Here is a 19,101-nt window from a genome sequence, read left to right as displayed (position 1 = left end):
CGCGTCGACGCCGTGGTGCTCGAAAGCGGCCAGGACAAGGTCACCGTCAAGGCGCAGTACGTCCTCGACGCCACCGAGACCGCGGGTTCCGGCCCGCCCCCGCCGCGACGCCGCTCGGCGGGTACTGGCGGCTTCCCGCCGCGCTGCCGCCCAGTTCGCCGCCCTGGCGTTCGAGGCTTGATCCGCGCGCTCGACCCCGACCGGGCCAGGCTCTACCGCGAGCGGCTGCGCGGTGCGCAGCCGCGCCCGCGCGGTGACTGTTGCGCGCGGGCCCGTTGGCCGAAAGCTACCCGGGTAGCGGTGGCGTCGAAGGCATTTCGCTCGTAGGCAGGTCGGTTGTGGGGCGTTCGCGGCGGCTACGGGAGGGGCTCGCTCGCAGTCCGATGCCTCCTGCCCTGGTTGCGGAGTTCCGGCCGAGGCGCGGCGATGCGGCGTTGGGTGCGACCGCGCGCGGAGCGCTGTCCGTAGTCCGGCGCAGCCTGCGCTGCCGCACCCGTCGCGGCGGTCTCGGAGGCGCTCCGCCGGCGGGTCAGTGGAAGTCGACCCGGCCCAGCAACTCGTCGATGAGGTCGGGCAGCGGCCGGTCCGCCGAATCCTCCAGCCACAGCACGCTCGCGGTCCGCACCGCCGCCAGGAACGTCGCCGTCATGAGGCGGGCCAACGGCTCGTCGAGGTCGTGGCCGCGGGCGACCAATACCGCGGCCAGGTCGCGCTCCAACGTGATCTGGTCGCCGGCCTGCTGGGCCAGCAGGGACGGGTGCCGCCGCAGCAACCGCAGCTGCGCCACCCACTCGCGGTCCGGGACCGCCCGGCCGTGGTGCAGCTCGCGGCTCGCCGTCCGCAGTGCCTGCCACGGCCTTTCCCCGGCCGGCCGGCCGGAGACCAGGGACACCAGCACGCCCGTCCGCTCGCGGTCGGCGTGCAGGATCGCGTCTTCCTTGTTCGTGAAGTAGTTCGAGAACGTCCGGCGGGACACGCCCACCGCGTCGGCGATGTCCTCGACCGTCACGCCGTCCAGCCCGCGCTCCATCGCCAGGCGCAGCGCGGCCTCGTGCAACGACTGCCGCGTCGCCGCTTTCTTGCGGGTGCGGAGCGTGTCGAGGGTGTCCATGCGACCCAGCGTAGCGACCGGAGCATAAATTGCCCATTGTGCAAGTTTGCCCAGTGAGCAATGATGGTCCGGAACGTGCGAAGGGATCCCATGAAGTCCGAAACAACCGGCTCGTCCGGGTCGATGCGGCACCGCGAGGTGCTCGAGTCGCTGTCCGGGCTGCTGCTCGCGCTGTTCGTGGCCATGATCAGCTCGACCGTCGTCTCGACGTCGCTGCCGCTGATCATCGGTTCGCTGAACGGCTCGCAGACGCAGTACACCTGGGTCGTCACGGCGACGCTGCTGGCCGCCACGGCCACCACCCCGATCTGGGGCAAGCTCGCCGACCTGTTCAACAAGAAGACGCTGGTCCAGGTCGCGATCGTGATCTTCGTGGCCGGGTCGATGATCAGCGGCTTCAGCCAGGACACCGGCCAGCTGATCGCCGCGCGGGCGTTCCAGGGCATCGGCGTCGGCGGCCTGCAGGCACTCGTCCAGGTCGTGATCGCCGCGATCATCCCGCCGCGGGAACGCGGCCGGTACAACGGCTACCTCGGCGCCGTCATGGCCGTGGCGACCGTCGGCGGACCGCTGCTGGGCGGCCTGATCGTCGACGTCCCGTGGCTGGGCTGGCGCTGGTGCTTCTTCGTCGGCGTGCCGATCGCGGTGCTCGCGTTCGTCGTGCTGCAGCGCACGCTGAAGCTGGAGACCGTGCGCCGGGAGAACGTCCGCGTCGACTACCTCGGCGCCGGCCTCATCGCCGCCGGCGTGAGCGTCCTGCTGATCTGGGTGTCGTTCGTGGGCAACACGTTCGACTGGCTGTCATGGCAGACCGCCGTCATGGTCGCGGCCGGGATCGTGCTGCTCGCCGTCGCCGTGGTGGTGGAGAAGAAGGTCCGCGAACCCGTGGTGCCGCTGCACATCGTCGTCCAGCGCACGCCCGCGCTGGCCATCATCGCGAGCCTCGCGGTGGGCATGGCGATGTTCGGCGGCGCGGTGTTCCTCGGCCAGTACTTCCAGATCGGCCGCGGGTACACGCCCACCGAAGCCGGCCTGCTGACCATGCCGATGATGGCGGGCGTGCTCGTGTCCTCGACGGTGTCCGGCCGCCTGATCAGCCGCACCGGGAAGATCAAGCCGTACATCGTTTCCGGGGCCGTGATCCTGGTGCTCGGCTTCCTCGGGCTCGGCATGGTCGACCACGCCACGCCGCTGTGGATCGTCGGCGTCGCGATGGCCGTCGTCGGCATCGGCGTCGGCATGACGATGCAGAACCTCGTGCTCGCGGTGCAGAACGACGTCCCGCTGCGCGACCTCGGCTCGGCGAGCGCGTCGGTGACGTTCTTCCGGTCGCTCGGCGGCACGATCGGCGTCTCGGTGCTCGGGGCGGTGCTCGCCAACCGCGTCGCCGCCGACCTGGCCGCGGCGCTGCACGTCCCAGCGGGACAGGCGTCGACCGGCGGGGTCAGCGCGCTGAACCTCAAGGCGCTCCCGCCGCAGGTGCAGGCGGTCGTGCACACGGTCTACGGCGACGCGACCGCGCACATCTTCCTGATCTCCGCGGCGGTGGCCGTCGTCGGGGTGATCGCGGCGCTGTTCCTGAAGCCGATCACCCTGCGCACCACCATCGACTTGGTGGAGCAGGCGGACGAGCCCGCGGTCGTGGGATAGGGGAGGCGACGATGGGCGGGCCCGGTGCCTACGAGTCCACTGTGGAGCGGTTCGGCCCGCGCCGGGAGGTCCCCGGGCAGGCCATCCTCGCCGGGATCGACGGCACGGACACGGCCATGCGGGCGGCGGCGTTCGCGTTCGGCATGGCCCGGCGCCAGAGCAGCCGGCTCATCGTCGTCTTCGTGGCCTGCCCGGCACCGCTGGCCCCGCTCCGGCCGGCGGTGGCCACGGTCCTGGAACACGACACGGCGACGCACCTGTACGCCGAGCTGCGTGACCAGATGCGGGAGGCGGCCGAGGAACTGCGGGTGCCGGTGGCGCTGGTCAAGACCTACGGCGACCCGTACACGGCCTTGCGCGACACGGCCGACCGCTGCCAGGCGGACACGGTCGTGGTGGGCGCGTCCCAGAAGGCGGGTCACCGCTTCGCGGGCTCCGTGGCGACGAAGCTCATCAGGGCGGGTCACTGGCCGGTGCTCGTGGTTCCCTGAGCAGAAAGAACCGTTCGAGTGACAGGGAAAACCGCACCCCGGCGCTAGCCTCGAACCATGAAACGATCTTGGGGAGTGCTCGCCGTCGTCCTGCTGGCGCTGGTGTCGGCGGTGGTCCCGGCCGCCGCGTCGACCCGCTCGGACGTCTTCTGCCGAGGCAACGCGGTGGGATTCCCGGGGAAGTGGGGCGCGGTGTCGAAATCGTGCAGCTTCACCAGCCCGCCGCAGTGGCGCGGGTACCTCGAGGTCACCTGGTTCGTGGAGGCGGGCACGCAGCAGCGCGGCTGCGTGGACGGCCGGATGGCCAGCGTGCACCAGCAACGTCCGTGGCAGTCGCTGGGCTGCGGCAAGGGGGCCACCGGCCGGGTGGACTGGCCCGCGAACACGTTGTCGCTCCTGGAGATCCGGGTCAAGAGCTACAACATCGGGCTCGCCGAGGTCACCTACGAGATCTGACCGCCCCGGTAGCGCGCGGCGAGTTCCGGGCTCTGGCCCCCGAAAGCGGCCAGCTCGGCCCGGAACACCGCGTCCAGCAGACCCGTGTCCTCGACGCCGGGAGCGCAGACGACCTCGCCCAGCTCCAGGCCGCGCAGGGAGGCGGACACGACGTCGGCCGCGCTCATCCGCGGGATCGCGCTGAGGTCCATGCCCTGGCGCTCGTGGAACTCCGTCGCGACCACGCCGGGGCACACCACCTGGACGCGGACGCCGGTGCCTTCCAGCTCGGCGCTCAGCGTCTGCGACAGCGTGACCAGGTGGGCGAGGGAGCCCGCGTAGACCGCGCGCCGCGGCATCTGCGCGTGGGGCGCGGGTCCGCTGAACGCGATCATCCCGGCCACGTTGACGATCGTGCCCCGGCCGCGTTCCCGCATGCCCGCCACGGCCGCGCGGGCGAGCATCGTCGGGGCGAGGACCTTGACCTTGACCAGTTCGCGGGCCTGGGCGGCGGGCAGGTCGGCCAGCGGCATGTAGTGCGCGACGCCCGCGTTGTTCACCAGCAGGTCGAGGGGCTCGGTGGCGGCGATCTCCGCGACGGCGTCGATGCCTTCGTCGCTGGAGAGGTCGGCCGCCACGACGCGGACCTTGACTTCGGTGTGGGCGGCGGCGAACTCGTCGAGGCGCTCCTGGCGCCGGCCGACGATCACCAGGTCGTGGCCGCCGGCGGCGAGGCGTTCGGCGAACGCCTGCCCGATCCCGGACGTGGCGCCGGTGACGAGGGCGAGCTTGCTCATGCGTGGTTGTCCTGTTCGGTCGTGGTGCGGGTGGCCGGAGGCAGCGCGGCGGAGCCCAGGAGGGCCAGCTTGTCCGCGGCGTCCGTGCCGGGGTCGGGGTGGTAGACGGCGAGCACGAGCCCCGGAGCCTCGCTGACGAGGAGCTTTTCCCGGTTCAGCACCAGTTCGCCGACCACCGGGTGGTCGAACCGCACGGCCGCGCCCCGCCGGTTCGCGACGTCGTGGCGGGCCCACAGCTCCCGGAACCGGGGGCTGGCCAGCGAAAGCTCGCCGACCAGCTCGATGAACCGGGGGTCGGTGGTCTCGGTGCCCACGGACTGGCGGAAGCCGGCGACCAGGCCGCGCGTGGCGAGCTCCCAGTCCGGGAAGAGCGCCTGCTCGGCCGGGTCGAGGAACACGTCCCGCAGCCGGTTGGCGCCGGCCACGAGCCGGGGCGAGATCGCCGCGGCGAGCGGGTTGGCCGCGAGCACGTCGAGGTAGCGGCCCTCGACGAACGCGGGCAGCGACAGCGCCGCCAGGAACTTGACGATGCCCGGCGGGACCGTCTCCTTGCGACGCCGGCGCGGGCGGCGGGGCTTCGAGTCGGCGAGGCCGATGAGGTACGCCGTGGTGTCGTCGTCGAGCTGCAGCACGCGGGCCAGGGACTCGAGGACCGAACGCGACGGGTTGCGGTCGCGGCCCTGTTCGAGGCGCAGGTAGTAGTCGGCGCTGATGCCGGCCAGCATCGCGACCTCTTCCCGGCGCAGGCCCGGCACCCGCCGCACGCCGGCGACCGGGAGGCCCGCTTGAGCGGGGGTGAGCAGCTCACGGCGGGCGCGCAGGTGGTCGCCCAGGAGGTTCGGCTCGTCGGTCATACCTCGACTGTAGGTCGCGCCGGGCGCCGGCGCCTGGTCCTGTCACTCCCAGGAGCGCGAGGGCCGCCGTATCCTCGCGGGATGCGCAGCGCACCCGAAATCGCCGTGCTCGGAGGCGGGATCGGCGGTCTCGCCACCGCCGCCTTCCTGGGCCGGGCCGGGCTCGGGTCCACTGTGTACGAACAGGCGCGGGAGCTCGGAGAGGTGGGGGCCGGGCTGGTGGCCGCGCCGAACCTGGCGCGGCTGCTGCGTGAGCTGGACGCCTTGCCCGCCGAAGCGGTGCCTCTCGACATCGGCTGGGAGTTCCGCCGGTGGCAGGACGGGACCGTGCTTTCGAGCGAGGACCTCCGCGAGTCGTGCCAGGCGTTGTACGGCGAGCGCACGTACACCGTCCACCGGGCCGACCTGCTCGCCGCGCTCGCCTCGGCGGTGCCGGCCGGGACGGTCCGCCTCGGCAAGCGCTGCGTGTCGATCGAGGTCGGCTCGCGCGTGGCCCTGCGTTTCGACGACGGCTCCCGCGCCGAAGCCGACGTCGTCATCGGTGCGGACGGCGTGCATTCGGTGGTGCGCGCGGCGTTCGTCGAGTCGGCGGCGCCGGTGTACTCGGGGATCTGCGCGTTCCGGGCGCTGGTCCCGGCCGCTCTCGCGCCGTCGGCAGCCCGGCGGCGCGCGCAGACGTTGTGGATCGGGCCGGGCCACCACCTGGTGCACTACCCGGTCTCCGGCGGGAAGCTGGTCAACCTGGTGGCTTTCGCGCCCGCGGGCGGCTTCTCGGTCGAGTCCTGGACGGCGACGGCGACCGTCGAGGAGTTCCTGGCGGAGTTCGAAGGGTGGGACGCGCGGCTGCTCGACCTGATCCGCGCGGGCGGGACGCCGGGACGCTGGGCGCTGCTGGACCGCGCCCCGCTCGAGCGCTGGAGCCACGGCCCGGTGACGCTCCTCGGCGACGCGGCGCACCCGATGTTCCCGTTCTTCGGCCAGGGCGCGGCGCAGTCGGTGGAGGACGCGGCGGTACTGGCCCGGTGCTTGGCGTCCACCGAACCCGAGGAGGCGTTGCAGCGCTACGAGAAGCTGCGAAAGCCCCGTACGACGCGCTTGCAGGAAGCGAGCCACGCCCGCGCGCACGTGAACCACCTGCCGGACGGCCCGGAGCAGCAGTCGCGCGACGCGGCGTTCGCGGCGGGGGACCCGTTGCGGGACAACGGCTGGATCTACGGCTACGACGCTCTCCGGCCGTGAACCGGCCCGGGACTGTCGGTGCCCTCCGGTAGCGTGGAAAACGGGGGCTGCTCACCGCGGATCACCCGGGCGAGCCACCGTGGTCCCCGGAATCCCGCATCCGGCGGTTCGCCTCACCCAGCCCGTCGGCCACCGCCCGCAACTGCTCCGGCGTCAACACATCCACCAGCAGCTCCCGCACCAGATCGACCTGCCCCGGCGCCGCGCGGTCCAGCCGGGCCGAGCCCTCCTCCGTGAGGACCGCGTACACCGCCCGCACGTCGCTCGGGCACGTCCGCCGCCGGACCAGGCCCGCCTGCTCCAGCTGGCCGATCTGGTACGTCACCCCGCTCTTGGACCCGACGACCGCGCAGGCCAGCTCGGTCATCCGCAGCTCCCGCTCCGGGGCCGCCGCCAGCCGCGCCAGGATCTCGTACTGCAGGTGGGACACTCCCGCGTCGCGCTTGAGCCGGTGGTCCATGCGCTGGTGCAGCAGGGCGTACGTCGTGCGCAGCGCCGTCCACGCCCGCTGCTCCTCGGTGCTCAACCGGCCCATGGTCCCCAGCTTAGTTCAAATTCGAACCCTCCGAAGAGCGCCTGTTAGTGTCGACACGTCGGTATCCGGCCGGAGTCCACCGGGGAGTCGCGTGTCCGAGGCGTTGACCTTCGATCCCGGGGCCGCTGCCCGCGTGCGGCTGTGCAGCCGCCGGGACAACGGCTGGTCCTCCGTGCTCGTGCGGCTGCTGGACAACGCCGAGGAAGCCGAGCTCGACCTGCCGCCCGTCGACGACCAGACGATCGTGTTGGTGAGCCAGGGGAGCACGACGATCGAGTCGCGGCACGGCGCGCACTGGCGGCGCGCGGACTACCGGCCCGGCTCGATCGGCCTGACCGCGCCCGGGAATCCGACCCGGATCCGCTGGTGCGGACCGGATCGACTGCAGACGACGCACGTGCACCTTCCCGGTGCTCTGGTCGACCGCACCGCCCTCGACCTCTGGGGGCGGGACGCCACCCGGCTCGGCCTGCCGGACGCGCTCGCCGTCGAAGACCCCGTGCTCGCCTCCGTCCTGACCGCGCTCAAGGCCGCCGCCCTCGCCGGGGCCGACGAGCTCTACGCCGAGTCGGCGGCCGCGTTCCTGGCCGTCCACCTGCTGACCCGCCACGCCGAGGCGCCGCGGCCGCGAGCGCTCGGACGCGACGAGCTGCGGACGCGGCGGGCGGTGCAGTTCATCCGGGAGAACCACCACCTCCCGCTGACCCTCGGGGACATGGCGGCCGCGGCCGAGCTGAGCCCGTTCCACTTCCTGCGCGTCTTCAAGACGGCGACCGGCCAGACGCCGTACCGGTTCCTGACGCGCGTGCGGGTCGAACGCGCCTGCCGGCACCTGGAACGCGGCGAACTCTCGGTCACGGAAATCGCGCAGACGTGCGGATTCGCGACGCCGTCCCGGTTCGCTTCGGCGTTCCGGGCGCAGATCGGGCTCTCGCCTTCCGGCTACCGGGCCACGGTGCGGCACCAGCAATAAACGACGGCCCCGGCAGCAACCACGGGAAAGCGGCACCACCCCGCGCGGGGTTAGCGTCGCCGCGTGTCCACTCCAGAAACCACCGTCGAAGCGACCGTGAACGGCGAGGCCGTCCGGCTCGAGCTGGATCCGCGGGAGTCGCTGCTCGACGTGTTGCGGGAACGGCTCGGCCTCACCGGCACCAAGAAGGGCTGCGACCAGGGCCACTGCGGCGCCTGCACCGTGCACCTCGACGGGCGGCGCGTGGTCTCCTGCCTGACCCCCGCCGTGCAGGCCGCCGGGCAGGACGTCACGACCATCGAGGGCGTCGCCGGCCCCGGCGGCGCGCTGCACCCGCTGCAGCAGGCCTTCGTCGACCACGACGCGCTGCAGTGCGGCTACTGCACGCCCGGCCAGATCATGTCCGGTCTCGCCTGCATCGCCGAGGGCCACACGGCCGACGACGACCAGATCCGCGAATACCTGAGCGGCAACCTCTGCCGCTGCGGCGCCTACGCCGGCATCGTCGCCGCCGTCCGGCAGGCCGCCGAAGCAAAGGAGGGCTGATGCGTTCCTTCGCCTACGTCGCGCCCGGCACCCTCGCCGACGCCGTCGACGCCCTCCGCGACGCCGCGCCCGGCACCAAGGTCCTCGCCGGCGGCACGACGCTCTACGACCTCATGAAGCTCGGCATCGAGACCCCGGCCGCCGTCGTCGACGTGCACCGGCTGCCCGAGCTGGCCACCATCGAGACCCGCCCGGACGAGCTGGTCTTCGGCGCCGGCGCCCGGATGGCCGACGTCGCCGACCACCCGGTCGTCCGCGACGAGTACCCCGCCCTGTCCGAGTCGCTCTGGCGAGCCGCGTCCCAGCAACTGCGCAACATGGCCAGCGTCGGCGGGAACCTGTTGCAGCGCACCCGCTGCGGCTACTTCCGCGGCGGCCCGGAGTTCCCCTGCAACAAGCGCGAACCCGGCAGTGGCTGCGCCGCGAGAGAAGGCCACGACCGCACCCACGCGCTGCTCGGCACGAGCGACGCGTGCATCGCGACCTACCCCGGCGACTGGGCGATCGCGCTGCTCGCCTTCGACGCGGTCGTCGACGTCGTCGGCCCCCGCGGGGAGCGCACGGTTTCCCTGGCGGAGCTGCACGTCGAACCGGGTGCCGACCCCACGCGCGAGCACACCCTTGACCCCGGTGAGCTGATCCTCCGCATCCGCGTCCCCGCGACGCCCGCCGGTCGCGGCTCCACCTACCTGAAGATCCGCGACCGCGAGTCCTACGCCTTCGCGCTCGCCTCGGCCGCGGTGGCGCTGACCGTCGGAGACGGCGTCGTCGGGGACTGCCGGATCGCGCTCGGCGGTGTCGCCACCCGGCCGTGGCGCGCCGAAGACGCCGAACGGACCCTGCGGGGAGCACCGCTGACGCCCGAAGCCGCCCGCCACGCCGGGGAAGTCGCGTTCGCCGGCGCGCGGCCGGGCACCCACAACGGATTCCGGGTCGAGCTGGGGATCCGCACCGTCGCCGACGCGGTGCGCATCGCCGCGGAGAGGGCCGCACAATGACCGACACGCGCCGGGTCGACGCCTACGAAAAGGTGACCGGCAAAGCCGCGTACGGGACCGACCGCGTTCCCGAGGGCGTCGCCTACGCGACCCTCGCCGTGGCCCGCATCGGCCGAGGCCGGGTGTCCCATGTGGACACCACGGCGGCGGAGGCCGTGCCGGGCGTCCTGCTCACCGTCACCCGTTTCGACGCCGACGAGCTGCGCGGCGCCGGGTTCATCATGGGCGGCGGGTTCTCCTTCCAGAGCCTGCAGCCGCTGCTGGACGACCACATCGCCTACCGCGGCCAGCCGATCGCCCTCGTCGTCGCGGAGACGCTGGTCGCCGCGACCGAGGCGGCCGAGCTCGTCACGGCCGAGTACGACACCGAGGCCTTCGCGGTCCACCTCGACGCGGAGGGCGCGACCACCCTCGTCCAAGAAGAAGCGATCCCGCTGCCGTTCCTCGCCGACATCAAGGTCGGCGACGCCGACGCGGCGGTCGACGCGAGCCCGGTCCGGATCGACAGCACCTACGAGCACGCGGCGCAGCACGCCGTGCCGATGGAGCTGAACGGCGCCGTCGTCGCATGGCGGGGCGACACGCTCGTCGTGCACGAAGGCACCCAGAACGCGGCCGCCCTCCGGCACGGGCTCGCCGAACAGCTGGGCATCGACGCGGCGAGCATCGAGGTGCGCTCGCCGTACGTCGGCGGCGGCTTCGGCCAGAAGAACTCGCTGCAGCCCCACCTCGGCCCGCTCGCCCTGGTGGCGCGGCGGCTCGGCCGGCCGGTCAAGCTCGTGCTGGCCCGGACCCAGACGTTCCACAACGGGAGCTTCCGCCCGGCCACCCGCCACCGCGTCCGCCTCGGCGCGGACGCGTCCGGCAAGATCCTCGCCGCCGTCCACGAGGTCGACCAGCAGACGTCCCGGCACGACCTGTTCCCGGCGATGCACACCGAGATCACGTCGCGGCTCTACGGCTTCCCGGCGTTCCGCGGCCGGCACCGGCTCGTGCAGACCGACGTCCAGACGCCGGGGTACATGCGGGCGCCGTTCGAAAGCTCGGCGGCCTTCGCCTTCGAGTCGGCCGTCGACGAGCTGGCGTACGCCACCGGCCGGGACCCGGTCGCGCTGCGGCTGGCCAACGACACGATGACCGACCCGGTCACCGGACGGCCGTTCTCCACCCGGTTCCTCGCCGAATGCCTCCGCCGCGGCGCCGAAGAGTTCGGCTGGGCGGACCGGAACCCGGAGCCTCGCTCGATGCGCGCCGACGACGGGTCGCTGATCGGCTGGGGTGTGGCCGCGGGCACCTACCCGGGCAGCATCGTGCCCGCCGTCGCGCACCTGACCGCCGGCGCGGACGGGCGCGTGACCGTCGGCGTCGACGGCCACGAAATGGGCCAGGGCATCCGTTCGGCGGTCGCCCTGCTCGTGTCGAGGGACCTCGGTATCCCGGTGCGCGACGTCGAAGTGCGCGTCGGCGACACCCGGTTCGCGGCGCAGCACCTCACCGCGGGGTCGTGGGGAACGGCGTCCGCCCTGCCGGCCGTCCACTCCGGGCTGCGGGAGCTGCGCAAGCACCTGAACGCCGCCGACACCGGTGACGTCGACGTCGCCGCGGCCGTCGAGCGCGCGGGGCGCCCGGTCGAGGCCGAGGCGAGCGCGCTCGGCCCCGGTCAGCCGCCCGAGGCGCTCGACCAGGCGAAATCCGGGCACCTGGCCATCTCCGGCCCGGTGTTCCCCGAGTTCAGCACGTTCAGCTGGGTCGCCCACTTCGTCGAGGTCCGCGTGGAGCCGACGACGTGCCGGATCCGCGTGCCGCGCGTGGTCAGCGTCGTCGACTGCGGCCGGGTGGCCAGCCCGGTGACCGCGACGAGCCAGGTGCGCGGCGGCGTGGTGTGGGGCATCGGCGGCGCGCTGCGTGAGGAAAGCCTGGCCGACGACCGGTTCGGCGGCTTCCTCAACGCGACGCTCGAGGAGTACCCGATCATGGTCAACGCCGACGTCCACCGCATCGACGTCGGGTTCATGGACGAGCCGGACCTGCTGTTCAACCCGGTCGGGGTGAAGGGGCTCGGCGAGGTCGCGATGGTCGGCGTCGCGGCGGCCGTGGCGAACGCCGTCCACCACGCGACCGGGAAGCGTCACCACCGGCTGCCGATCCGCCTCGATGACGTCCTCTGACCAGCTCGCGGACGATCGCCCGGCGGTCGGCAAGCCGGACGCGCTCACGCCCGAGGCCTTGGCCGATGCCCGGCGCAACCAGCCTCGCCGGGCGCTCGTCGGGCTGGCGTTCGTCCTGCCGGTGGCCGCGCTGCTCGCGGTGGGCGCGGGCGGCCCGGCTCGCTCGCTGGAGGTGCTCGGACCGCCGGTGACGTTCGCGCTGCCGATCGTCGCGATGATCGCGTTCTGGTGGGAGGACTGGCCGGGCAGCCTGCTGCGCGGCGGCTGGTCCGGCCTGTCCGACACGGCGCTCGTCGTGGCCGGGGGAGCGGCGCTGACGCTGCTCGGCCGGGCCGTCACCGGGACGGCGGCGGTGCCCCTGGCCGCGGGCATCTTCACGCTGATGCTGCAGCTGACGCTGGTCGGGGAGGGCTGGCCACTGCGGGGACGCGGCACGTACTGGCCGGGCGTCGCGGCTTTGGCGGCGTGCTGGGTCGTGGGGCTCGCGGCGTACCTCGGCCTCGTCCGGACCGGCCTGGTGCCGGGCGAGGACTACGGCGCGTGGTTCGCGGTGCTCGGTGCCTGGCAGATGGTCTGGTACGTGGCGTTGCGCGGCTGGCCGTTCGCCCGGATCCGGCGCCGCGCGGTCCGGCTCGCGATAGCGCACAGTGCGGTCCTCGCCTGCGCGGCCATCACGTATGCGCTGGCGCCGCCGGATCGGGTCGCGCCGGTCGCGGGGGCGGCCATCGCTTCGGTGCTCGTCGTCGCGATGCTGTTCGAGGCGTGGCCGGCGATCCGGCTGACCCCGCTGTCGGGCCGCAGCCTGGTGCTGGTGCTGGTGGCGGTGCTGACCGCGGCGCTGGCGACGGCCCTGCCGCCGGTCGCGCGCTGGGCCGGGGTGCCGGAGCCGCTGGTCGCGGGGTGGACCACCCACACGACGTTGAACGCGCTCAGCCTCGCGGTGATCCTGCACGTGGCGGTCTGGCGGCGGTGGCCGGCCCGCGCCGGCTCAGAGCCGTGACGCGGCGGTCGCGAGCTCCTCGGTGATCTTCTGCAGCAGCTCGGCAGCGGCGTCGCCGAGCGCTTCGAGGTCGGCGAGAGTCGTCTCCGGGGTCTCCACGGCCTGGGTCTTCACTGGGCGTCCTCGAAGGCTTCGTGACGGGTGATGAGAGCTTCGGCGAAGGCGGCGTGCACGCGGAGGTACTCGTCGAGACCCACCGCGGTCTCCGCCCACGCGTGCCACCGGACGTGGGCCGCGGCGACGTCGATGTTCGCCGCGGCGGCCACCGTCGCGGGGCCGGTGCCGGCGAGGATCGCGCGGTGCATCAGCGACGGCGACGAGGTCCGGGCGAGCTCCGCGAGCGCGGCCAGCCGGGTCAGCTCGGCGAGCGCATCCGGCGCCACCGGTCGGCGGCGCGGTGCGGGGACGGGGCGGGCGTTCTCGAGAACGCTGGTCATCAAACGACTCCTGCACGGAAGAAGCTGAAGATCCTGGACGGCGGTCGGTTACCCCGCCTCATCCATGGCAAACGCGCTCGGTGGTGATCTCCATCTCGTCGGCCGGGTGGCAGAATTGTGACCCTGATGACAGACGACGACCTCGCGGCCCACGCCCGCGCGCTGATCTCGGAAAACGCCTACCTCACCTTGGGCACGACCGACGACGACGGCAGTCCCTGGACGTGCCCGGTCTACTTCGCCGCGGCCGATGATCACACGTTCGTGTGGGTCTCGGAGACCGGTGCCCGGCACTCGCGCAACCTCGCCGAGCGCCCGCGGGTCAGCCTGGTCGTCTTCGACTCCACGGTCGCGCCGTACCACGGGCGGGCCGTCTACGCGGTGGGCGAGGCGCGGGAGCTGTCGGGCGAGGCACTCGACCGCGCCTTGGCGAGCTATCCCCGCGGCGACAGCGACGGTGCTTCGGAACTGACGCTCGAAGACGTGACCGGGGCGTCGCCCTACCGGATGTACTCGGTGGTCGCGGCGGAGAGGTGGGTCTTGTGCCCGCGGGATCCCGGGCAGCCGTGCGACCGCCACGGCGAAGCCCGGGACCACCGGGTTCAGTTGTAGCGGACCTTCCCCCGACACTGCGAGATCCGCTCCGGGTGCACGCTTTCCAACGTCGGCGTCACCGGGACGATCGTGCCGTCGCGGCGAAAGGTCAGCTTGTCGATGGTCGTCTCGCGGTGGGTGCCGTCGCCGCCCGGGATGCCGAAGCGGTGGTAGGCGAGGTACCAGTCGTCGGTGCCCGGGACCTGCAGCATCGAGCTGTGGCCGGTGCCGAGGATGCCCAGGTGGGCGTCCTTGCCGAGGATCAGGCCGTGGTTGGTGAACGGCCCGGTCGGCGACGGCGCCGTCGCGTAACCGACGCGGTAGTCCTCGCTGCGGGTGTCGTCGATCGACCAGCTCAGGTAATACGTGCCGTTCCGCTCGGCCATGAACAGGCCCTCGCGGAAGCCGTCGAGACCAGTCAGGCGGGTGATCTTCGCCGGGTCGAACGAGACCATGTCCTCGTTCAGCGGCACCACGTACGCGTTGCCGTTGCCCCAGTACAGGTACGGCTGCCCGGAGGAGTCGACGAACACCGCCGGGTCGATCGCCTGGCCGCCGTCCGGGTTCGCCGCGATCAGCGGCTTGCCCGAGTCGGCGAACGGGCCGGTCGGCGAGTCGCTCACCGCCACGCCGATCTTGGCCTCGGCGCAGAAGTAGAAGTAGTACTTCCCGTTGCGCTGCGCGATCGTCGGCGCCCAGGCGTTCCTGTCCGCCCAGCTCACGTCCGGGCCCAGGTCGAGGATGACGCCGTCGTTCGTCCAGTCCACCAGGTTCTTCGACGACCACACGGAGAACTTCGTGCCGCTCCAGCCGTCGAAGCCGTCGGTCGTGGGGTACAGGTAGTACGTGTCGCCGAACGCGACGATGTTCGGGTCGGCGTTGTAGCCCGGCAGGACCGGGCTGCGCGTCTCGTGCGCCTCGACCGTCCACACGCGACGGTCACCGCCGGCGCCGGTCACGGTGAACGGCCGCGGCCGGCTCAGGTCCACCGTCCGCGGGTCCGGCTTGATCGTGGCGCCCGGCGCCAGCCCGAACCTCGGGGACAGCCGCCGCAGGTCGGTTCCCGGCTTCACCGGCAGCACGACGGTCGACGCGCCGGTGTCGATGACGGCCGGTGTCTTCAGCGAAGCCAGCTCCACCGACCGGATCGTCGTGCTGTTCGACGGCAGCGCCGCCACCTGGAGCCCGGTGAGGGCCCGGTCGTAGAGCCGCACGTCCTTCATCTTGCCGCGGAAGTACTTGTCGCCCGCGTACATCGAGCGGCCGAGGTAGTTCGCCGCGGTGACGCCGCCGCCGAGGTCCGACGGCTTGATCGTGGCGCTGGCGTTGCGGCCCACCTCGACACCGTCGAGGTACAGCACCGCCACTCCGTCGCCGACGGTCAGCGTCAGGTTCTTCCAGACCCCGCGCGGCAGCCCGCCGCTCGCGGCCACCTGCTGCTCGGTCGTCCAGTTCCCGGTCGCGATCGCGCCGCGCAGGCCGCCGCTCGCGGTGCCGCCGGTGGTGAACAGGTAGCCGTCGCCGGCCCCGTCCTTCGCGGTGTTGCCCAGGCCCCACAGGAAGTACGGCGTCTGCTGCGCCGGGTCGACCAGGACGTCGGCGGACACGGTCGCCGCGGCGGCGCCGGTCAGCAGGTTGTTCGGCAGCTGGACGTGCCCGTTCGTGCCGCCGAACGTCAGCGAGCCGTCGGCCCAGGAGACGTCACCGGCGAGGGCGCCGTCGTAGCCGTGGCCGGTGGTGTCGGTCGCGACCTGTCCCGACTTCGCGTCCAGCGGCCAGTGCGCGACGAGCCCGTTCGCGTCCGCCCGCACCGGCGCCGGGGGAGCGCTCAGCCTGGCCATCTCCGCCTGCGTGACCGGCAGGACGGTGCCGTGCCGCGGGGACGCGGGCAGGTGCGCGCCCGCCGACATCGTCCACCGGCCCGAGTTCAGGTCGGTGGACTCGAAGGGGACGTAACCGCGGCCGCCGAACTCGTCGATGAACAGGTACCACTTGTTCTCGGTGTTGGACTTGAACCCGGTGGGCCCTTCGCCGGCGGAGAGCCCGGGGCTGGTGGCCGTCGCCTTGCCGATGCAGTCGGCGACGAAGCCGTAGTGCGGGTCGAGCAGGTCGGTGGACTTCTCCTCGGTGATGAACTTGCTGCACGGCGTCGAGGACGTGTTGTTGCGTTCGTCCTTGGTGAAGCGGTAGTAGGTGTCCTGGTCCTTGATGACCGTCGAGTCGATCACCGAGTAGCCCGGGTCGTTCCACACCTGCGGCGGGCTGAAGGTGACGAAGTCGCGCGTGGTCGCGTACATCATCCGGTTGTAGCTGTCGCCGGTGTGGTTCGGATCGTTGTCGGCGTACAGCTTCGAGGCCCAGTACACGACGTAGGTTCCGCGCTCGGCGTCCCAGGACGCTTCCGGCGCCCACGTGTTGCCCGCGGTCGGCGGTGAGACCTGGACGCTGCGCTGGCGTGACCAGTGCGCGAGGTCGGTGGACTCCCAGACCATGATCGACCGGCTGCCGGAGCGCTGGGCGGCGTCCCAGCCGCGGCCGGCGTAGATCCGCAGGTCGGTGGCGAGCAGGTAGAACTTGTCGCCGTCGGGCGAGCGCAGGATGAACGGGTCGCGCACGCCCAGCTCGCCGAGGCTCGACTTGAGCACCGGGCGCCCGTTGTTCAGCTCGGTCCAGTTCAGCGGGTCGTTGCCCTTGCTCAATGCCGAGTAGATCTGCTCGCCGTCGGAGGTGCCTTCGCCGGTGAAGTAGAAGAAGCTGTAGCCCGCCAAGGGTTCCTGGGCGGGCTTCGGGACGACGGTGGCGGTGAACTTCCGCATGGTGCTCTCGCGGCCGAGGCTGAGCTTCGCGGTCAGGACGACCTTCGCGGGCCGGTCGCCCGTCGGCGGCCGGGTGACCTCGCCGGTCGGGGTGATGACGGCCGGAGCGGACGACGTCCACGCGACGCTCGTGCCGCCCGCGCCGCTCGCCGGCAGGGTCAGGTTGCCGCGGACGTCGTCGATGCCGGGCACCGACAGCGTGCTCGCGGCATCTCGTACGGACGACGGGGCACTGGCCGGGAGAGCGGCACCGGCACCGGCGGTGCCGAGGGGGACGAGTGCGGCCACGATGGCCAGCACGACGCCGAAACGGCGCGGGGAGAACAACTTCATCGTTGTCGATCCTTCGGAGCGCGTCGGGGACCAGGCGATGTTAACGTTAACATCAGGCGGGGCACGCTGACTGTAAAGTCCGCGTGCCCCCTGGTCAAGAGCCCGGCCGAGGGCCGGCGCCGGTCAGCCGAGGCCGTCGAACGCCGGCGCGAGCCCCTCCAGCACCGCGACGTCGGCGGTGAAGTCGTCGGTCGTCGGGGGCATCAGCAGGACGTGGTCCGCGCCCGCGGCGAGGTGCTCGCGGACCTTGGCCGCGATGGCGTCGTGCCCGCCGTGGGCCACGACGGCGTCGGCGATCCCGGCCACGTCGTCCAGCGCGAAACCCAAGCGGCGCAGGGCTTTCGAGAACGGCGGGAGGTTCAGCGTCCCCGAGATCTTCTCGATCGCCGCCGCCTTCGCGCGATCGGCGTCGGCGTCGGGGACCACCGCCAGGCCGACGACGAGCAGCTTGTCCGGGCCGAGCACCGACCGGGCCTCGGCGGTGAACGCCGGGGGCAGGTTGGCCGGCAGCGCGCCGTCGGCGATGTCCCCCGCCAGTGCGAGCATCTTCGGCCCGTTCGCGCCGAGGATCCGCGGGTACCCGGCGACCGGCGCCGGCGGCCAGGTCTCCGCGTCCATCCGCGCCACGTAGTCGCGCATCGTCGCGAGAGGACTCCCGAAGTCCCGGCCGGTGCCCTCGGCCTGCTGCGGGTAACCGACACCCACGCCGAGCACGAGCCGGTCCGGGTACGCGTCGGCGAGGAAAGCCGCCGCGGCGTGCAGGGTCTGCGGCTCGCGGGCCCAGATGTTCGCGATGCCGGTGCCGAACGTCAGCCGCTCGGTCGCCGCCAGCAGCACGGCCAGCTGGACGAGGGCGTCCTTGCCGCCGACGACCTCGTTCGTCCAGACGGTCCGGTACCCGGCGCGCTCCAGCCGTCGGACGGCCTCGCGCTGGTCCTCGGCCGGCGGGGTGCGGGTGAACGAAATCGGCAGGTAGACGCCGACGGGCCCCAAGGTCGCCATGGAACTCCTTCTCAGACGGTGTGGTCCTGCCCCACCGTGCGGCCGCCGGGGGCGCCAGGTCCAATGAACGTTTCGCACGACGTGACGCGGTTTGTGCATCACCGCAGCTCATGGCGCTACGCTGGGACCATGGCCGACCTCGATCTGCACCTGGTGCGCGGCTTCGCCGTCGTCGCCGAGCACCGGCACTTCGGCCGCGCCGCCGCCGAGCTGCACCTCACGCAGTCGTCGCTGAGCCGGCAGATCGTGCGGCTGGAGCAGCAGGTCGGTGCCCGCCTGCTGGACCGCACGCCGCAGGGCACGCGGCTCACCGAGGCCGGCGAGGCGTTCCTCCCGCTCGCCGCGGACCTGCTGCGGGCGGCGGCGCACGCGGTGGCCCACGCGCGGTCGGTCGCGCGGCCCAGCCGGATCACCGTCGGCTACACCGGGAACCTGATCGTCACGCCGGCGCTGCGCGAGCTGCGCCGCCACCACCCCGGGGCCGACGTGCGCGCCCAGCACCTCGCCTGGGACGACGCCCGCGCGGCGCTGCTGGAGCACCGCGTCGACGCGGCGGTCGTCCGGCTCCCGCTGCGGGCGGCGGGGCTGCACGTCACCATCCTCTACGACGAGCCCCGCGTGGTCCTGTTACCCGCCGACCACCGGTTGGCGGGCAAGGAATCCGTGACGCTCGACGACATCGCCGACGAGCCGCTGCCGCGCGCCCTCGACCCGGAGTGGGACGCGTTCTGGCGCGTCGACCCGCGTCCGGACGGCCGCCCGGCCCCCGGCGGTCCGCTCATCGACGCGATCGAGGACAAGATCGAGCTGGTGGCGAGCGGGCAGGCGGTCGCGATCATCCCGGCGGCACCGGGGAACGTCACCGGCTTCCGCCCGGACCTGACGACCGTGCCGCTGACCGGTGTCGAGCCGAGCCAGGTGGCGGTGGCGACGCGCGCGGGCGAGCGCAACCGGCTCGTGGCGGCGTTCCGCAAGTACGCGGAAGCGCTGCTGACCCCACCGGAATGACGAATGCCGCGGCGCCTCGACCGGGGCACCGCGGCATCCTTTGTGGACGGTGGGATCAGCGGGGCGCGGCGGCTGCCCCGGTCGGCGTTCGCGAGGCCTGTTGCGCCCGCTTCC

Annotated in this window: 20 protein-coding genes; 12 read left to right on the top strand and 8 right to left on the bottom strand. The window is 72.8% G+C overall.

What is annotated here, in order from left to right; genetic code table 11:
* Window positions 1–327, top strand: a 327-nt coding sequence (locus ABZ342_RS43960) for a hypothetical protein (protein ID WP_360486548.1), incomplete at its 5' end; no start/stop codon positions are given.
* A gap of 202 nt (window positions 328–529) precedes the next feature.
* On the opposite strand, the gene ABZ342_RS43955 is transcribed toward ABZ342_RS43960, so the two are convergent.
* A complete protein-coding gene (locus ABZ342_RS43955; protein WP_360486545.1) occupies window positions 530–1,111 on the bottom strand; it encodes a TetR/AcrR family transcriptional regulator in 582 nt (193 codons plus the stop codon).
* A 90-nt stretch (window positions 1,112–1,201) separates the two neighbouring features.
* Here ABZ342_RS43955 and ABZ342_RS43950 point away from each other — a divergent pair, with 90 nt between their 5' ends.
* Genes ABZ342_RS43950 through ABZ342_RS43940 form a run of 3 tightly spaced genes read left to right on the top strand, consistent with a single transcriptional unit; the run spans window position 1,202 to window position 3,708 of the window.
* The gene (locus tag ABZ342_RS43950) at window positions 1,202–2,761 is read left to right on the top strand and encodes an MDR family MFS transporter (RefSeq protein WP_360486542.1); all 1,560 of its coding nucleotides are present in this window, start codon (window positions 1,202–1,204) and stop codon (window positions 2,759–2,761) included.
* Between the two features lie 11 nt (window positions 2,762–2,772).
* On the top strand, window positions 2,773–3,252 hold the full coding sequence (locus ABZ342_RS43945) for a universal stress protein (RefSeq protein ID WP_155543246.1): 480 nt from the start codon (window positions 2,773–2,775) through the stop codon (window positions 3,250–3,252).
* 57 nt (window positions 3,253–3,309) lie between these two features.
* On the top strand, window positions 3,310–3,708 hold the full coding sequence (locus ABZ342_RS43940; RefSeq protein WP_360486539.1) for a hypothetical protein: 399 nt from the start codon (window positions 3,310–3,312) through the stop codon (window positions 3,706–3,708).
* On the opposite strand, the gene ABZ342_RS43935 is transcribed toward ABZ342_RS43940, so the two are convergent.
* The gene (locus ABZ342_RS43935; protein WP_360486536.1) at window positions 3,696–4,484 is read right to left on the bottom strand and encodes an SDR family NAD(P)-dependent oxidoreductase; all 789 of its coding nucleotides are present in this window, start codon (window positions 4,482–4,484) and stop codon (window positions 3,696–3,698) included. The two genes, ABZ342_RS43940 and ABZ342_RS43935, sit on opposite strands and share 13 nt — an antisense overlap.
* Window positions 4,481–5,338, bottom strand: coding sequence for a helix-turn-helix transcriptional regulator (locus ABZ342_RS43930; RefSeq protein ID WP_360486533.1), 858 nt, complete (start codon window positions 5,336–5,338; stop codon window positions 4,481–4,483). Before ABZ342_RS43930 ends, ABZ342_RS43935 begins: the two co-directional genes overlap by 4 nt.
* Window positions 5,339–5,419: 81 nt before the next feature.
* Here ABZ342_RS43930 and ABZ342_RS43925 point away from each other — a divergent pair, with 81 nt between their 5' ends.
* Window positions 5,420–6,577 carry an FAD-dependent monooxygenase gene (locus ABZ342_RS43925; protein ID WP_360486530.1) on the top strand — a complete coding sequence of 386 codons (1,158 nt, stop codon included), beginning with the start codon at window positions 5,420–5,422 and terminating at the stop codon, window positions 6,575–6,577.
* 61 nt (window positions 6,578–6,638) lie between these two features.
* On the opposite strand, the gene ABZ342_RS43920 is transcribed toward ABZ342_RS43925, so the two are convergent.
* Complete coding sequence (locus ABZ342_RS43920; protein ID WP_155543251.1) at window positions 6,639–7,112, bottom strand: MarR family transcriptional regulator; 474 nt, start codon at window positions 7,110–7,112, stop codon at window positions 6,639–6,641.
* 91 nt (window positions 7,113–7,203) lie between these two features.
* Between ABZ342_RS43920 and ABZ342_RS43915 the strand changes: the two genes are divergently transcribed.
* The 5 genes from ABZ342_RS43915 to ABZ342_RS43895 all read left to right on the top strand — a co-directional run bounded on the left by ABZ342_RS43915 (window position 7,204) and on the right by ABZ342_RS43895 (window position 12,797).
* Entirely contained in the window at window positions 7,204–8,085 is an 882-nt protein-coding gene (locus tag ABZ342_RS43915) for an AraC family transcriptional regulator (protein WP_360486527.1), read from the top strand.
* Window positions 8,086–8,148: 63 nt separating this feature from the next.
* The gene (locus ABZ342_RS43910; protein WP_360486524.1) at window positions 8,149–8,631 is read left to right on the top strand and encodes a (2Fe-2S)-binding protein; all 483 of its coding nucleotides are present in this window, start codon (window positions 8,149–8,151) and stop codon (window positions 8,629–8,631) included.
* Window positions 8,631–9,629: a xanthine dehydrogenase family protein subunit M gene (locus tag ABZ342_RS43905; RefSeq protein WP_360486521.1), complete on the top strand. Its 999-nt coding sequence runs from the start codon at window positions 8,631–8,633 to the stop codon at window positions 9,627–9,629. Before ABZ342_RS43910 ends, ABZ342_RS43905 begins: the two co-directional genes overlap by 1 nt.
* Window positions 9,626–11,797 carry a xanthine dehydrogenase family protein molybdopterin-binding subunit gene (locus ABZ342_RS43900; RefSeq protein WP_360486517.1) on the top strand — a complete coding sequence of 724 codons (2,172 nt, stop codon included), beginning with the start codon at window positions 9,626–9,628 and terminating at the stop codon, window positions 11,795–11,797. The genes ABZ342_RS43905 and ABZ342_RS43900 overlap by 4 nt, the downstream gene beginning before the upstream one ends.
* Window positions 11,784–12,797: a hypothetical protein gene (locus ABZ342_RS43895; RefSeq protein ID WP_360486514.1), complete on the top strand. Its 1,014-nt coding sequence runs from the start codon at window positions 11,784–11,786 to the stop codon at window positions 12,795–12,797. Before ABZ342_RS43900 ends, ABZ342_RS43895 begins: the two co-directional genes overlap by 14 nt.
* On the opposite strand, the gene ABZ342_RS43890 is transcribed toward ABZ342_RS43895, so the two are convergent.
* Both ABZ342_RS43890 and ABZ342_RS43885 read right to left on the bottom strand, forming a co-directional pair.
* Window positions 12,786–12,911 (bottom strand): hypothetical protein, encoded by a 126-nt coding sequence (locus ABZ342_RS43890; protein ID WP_360486511.1) that lies wholly within the window; start codon window positions 12,909–12,911, stop codon window positions 12,786–12,788. The genes ABZ342_RS43895 and ABZ342_RS43890 overlap by 12 nt on opposite strands.
* The gene (locus ABZ342_RS43885; RefSeq protein WP_360486508.1) at window positions 12,908–13,234 is read right to left on the bottom strand and encodes a hypothetical protein; all 327 of its coding nucleotides are present in this window, start codon (window positions 13,232–13,234) and stop codon (window positions 12,908–12,910) included. Before ABZ342_RS43885 ends, ABZ342_RS43890 begins: the two co-directional genes overlap by 4 nt.
* A 126-nt stretch (window positions 13,235–13,360) precedes the next feature.
* On the opposite strand from ABZ342_RS43885, the gene ABZ342_RS43880 reads away from it, so the two are divergent.
* The gene (locus ABZ342_RS43880; RefSeq protein WP_360486505.1) at window positions 13,361–13,846 is read left to right on the top strand and encodes a pyridoxamine 5'-phosphate oxidase family protein; all 486 of its coding nucleotides are present in this window, start codon (window positions 13,361–13,363) and stop codon (window positions 13,844–13,846) included.
* Here ABZ342_RS43880 and ABZ342_RS43875 read toward each other — a convergent pair.
* The gene (locus tag ABZ342_RS43875) at window positions 13,837–16,977 is read right to left on the bottom strand and encodes a family 43 glycosylhydrolase (protein ID WP_360486502.1); all 3,141 of its coding nucleotides are present in this window, start codon (window positions 16,975–16,977) and stop codon (window positions 13,837–13,839) included. The genes ABZ342_RS43880 and ABZ342_RS43875 overlap by 10 nt on opposite strands.
* Before the next feature lie 123 nt (window positions 16,978–17,100).
* Window positions 17,101–17,979 (bottom strand): TIGR03620 family F420-dependent LLM class oxidoreductase, encoded by an 879-nt coding sequence (locus tag ABZ342_RS43870; protein ID WP_155543259.1) that lies wholly within the window; start codon window positions 17,977–17,979, stop codon window positions 17,101–17,103.
* A gap of 129 nt (window positions 17,980–18,108) precedes the next feature.
* Here ABZ342_RS43870 and ABZ342_RS43865 point away from each other — a divergent pair, with 129 nt between their 5' ends.
* Entirely contained in the window at window positions 18,109–18,987 is an 879-nt protein-coding gene (locus ABZ342_RS43865; protein ID WP_360486497.1) for a LysR family transcriptional regulator, read from the top strand.
* Window positions 18,988–19,101 lie beyond the last annotated feature (114 nt).

The sequence above is a fragment of the Amycolatopsis sp. NPDC005961 genome (assembly GCF_040629235.1).
In the GTDB taxonomy this organism is placed as follows: domain Bacteria; phylum Actinomycetota; class Actinomycetes; order Mycobacteriales; family Pseudonocardiaceae; genus Amycolatopsis; species Amycolatopsis camponoti.
This window is presented reverse-complemented; position numbering and strand designations above follow the sequence as displayed.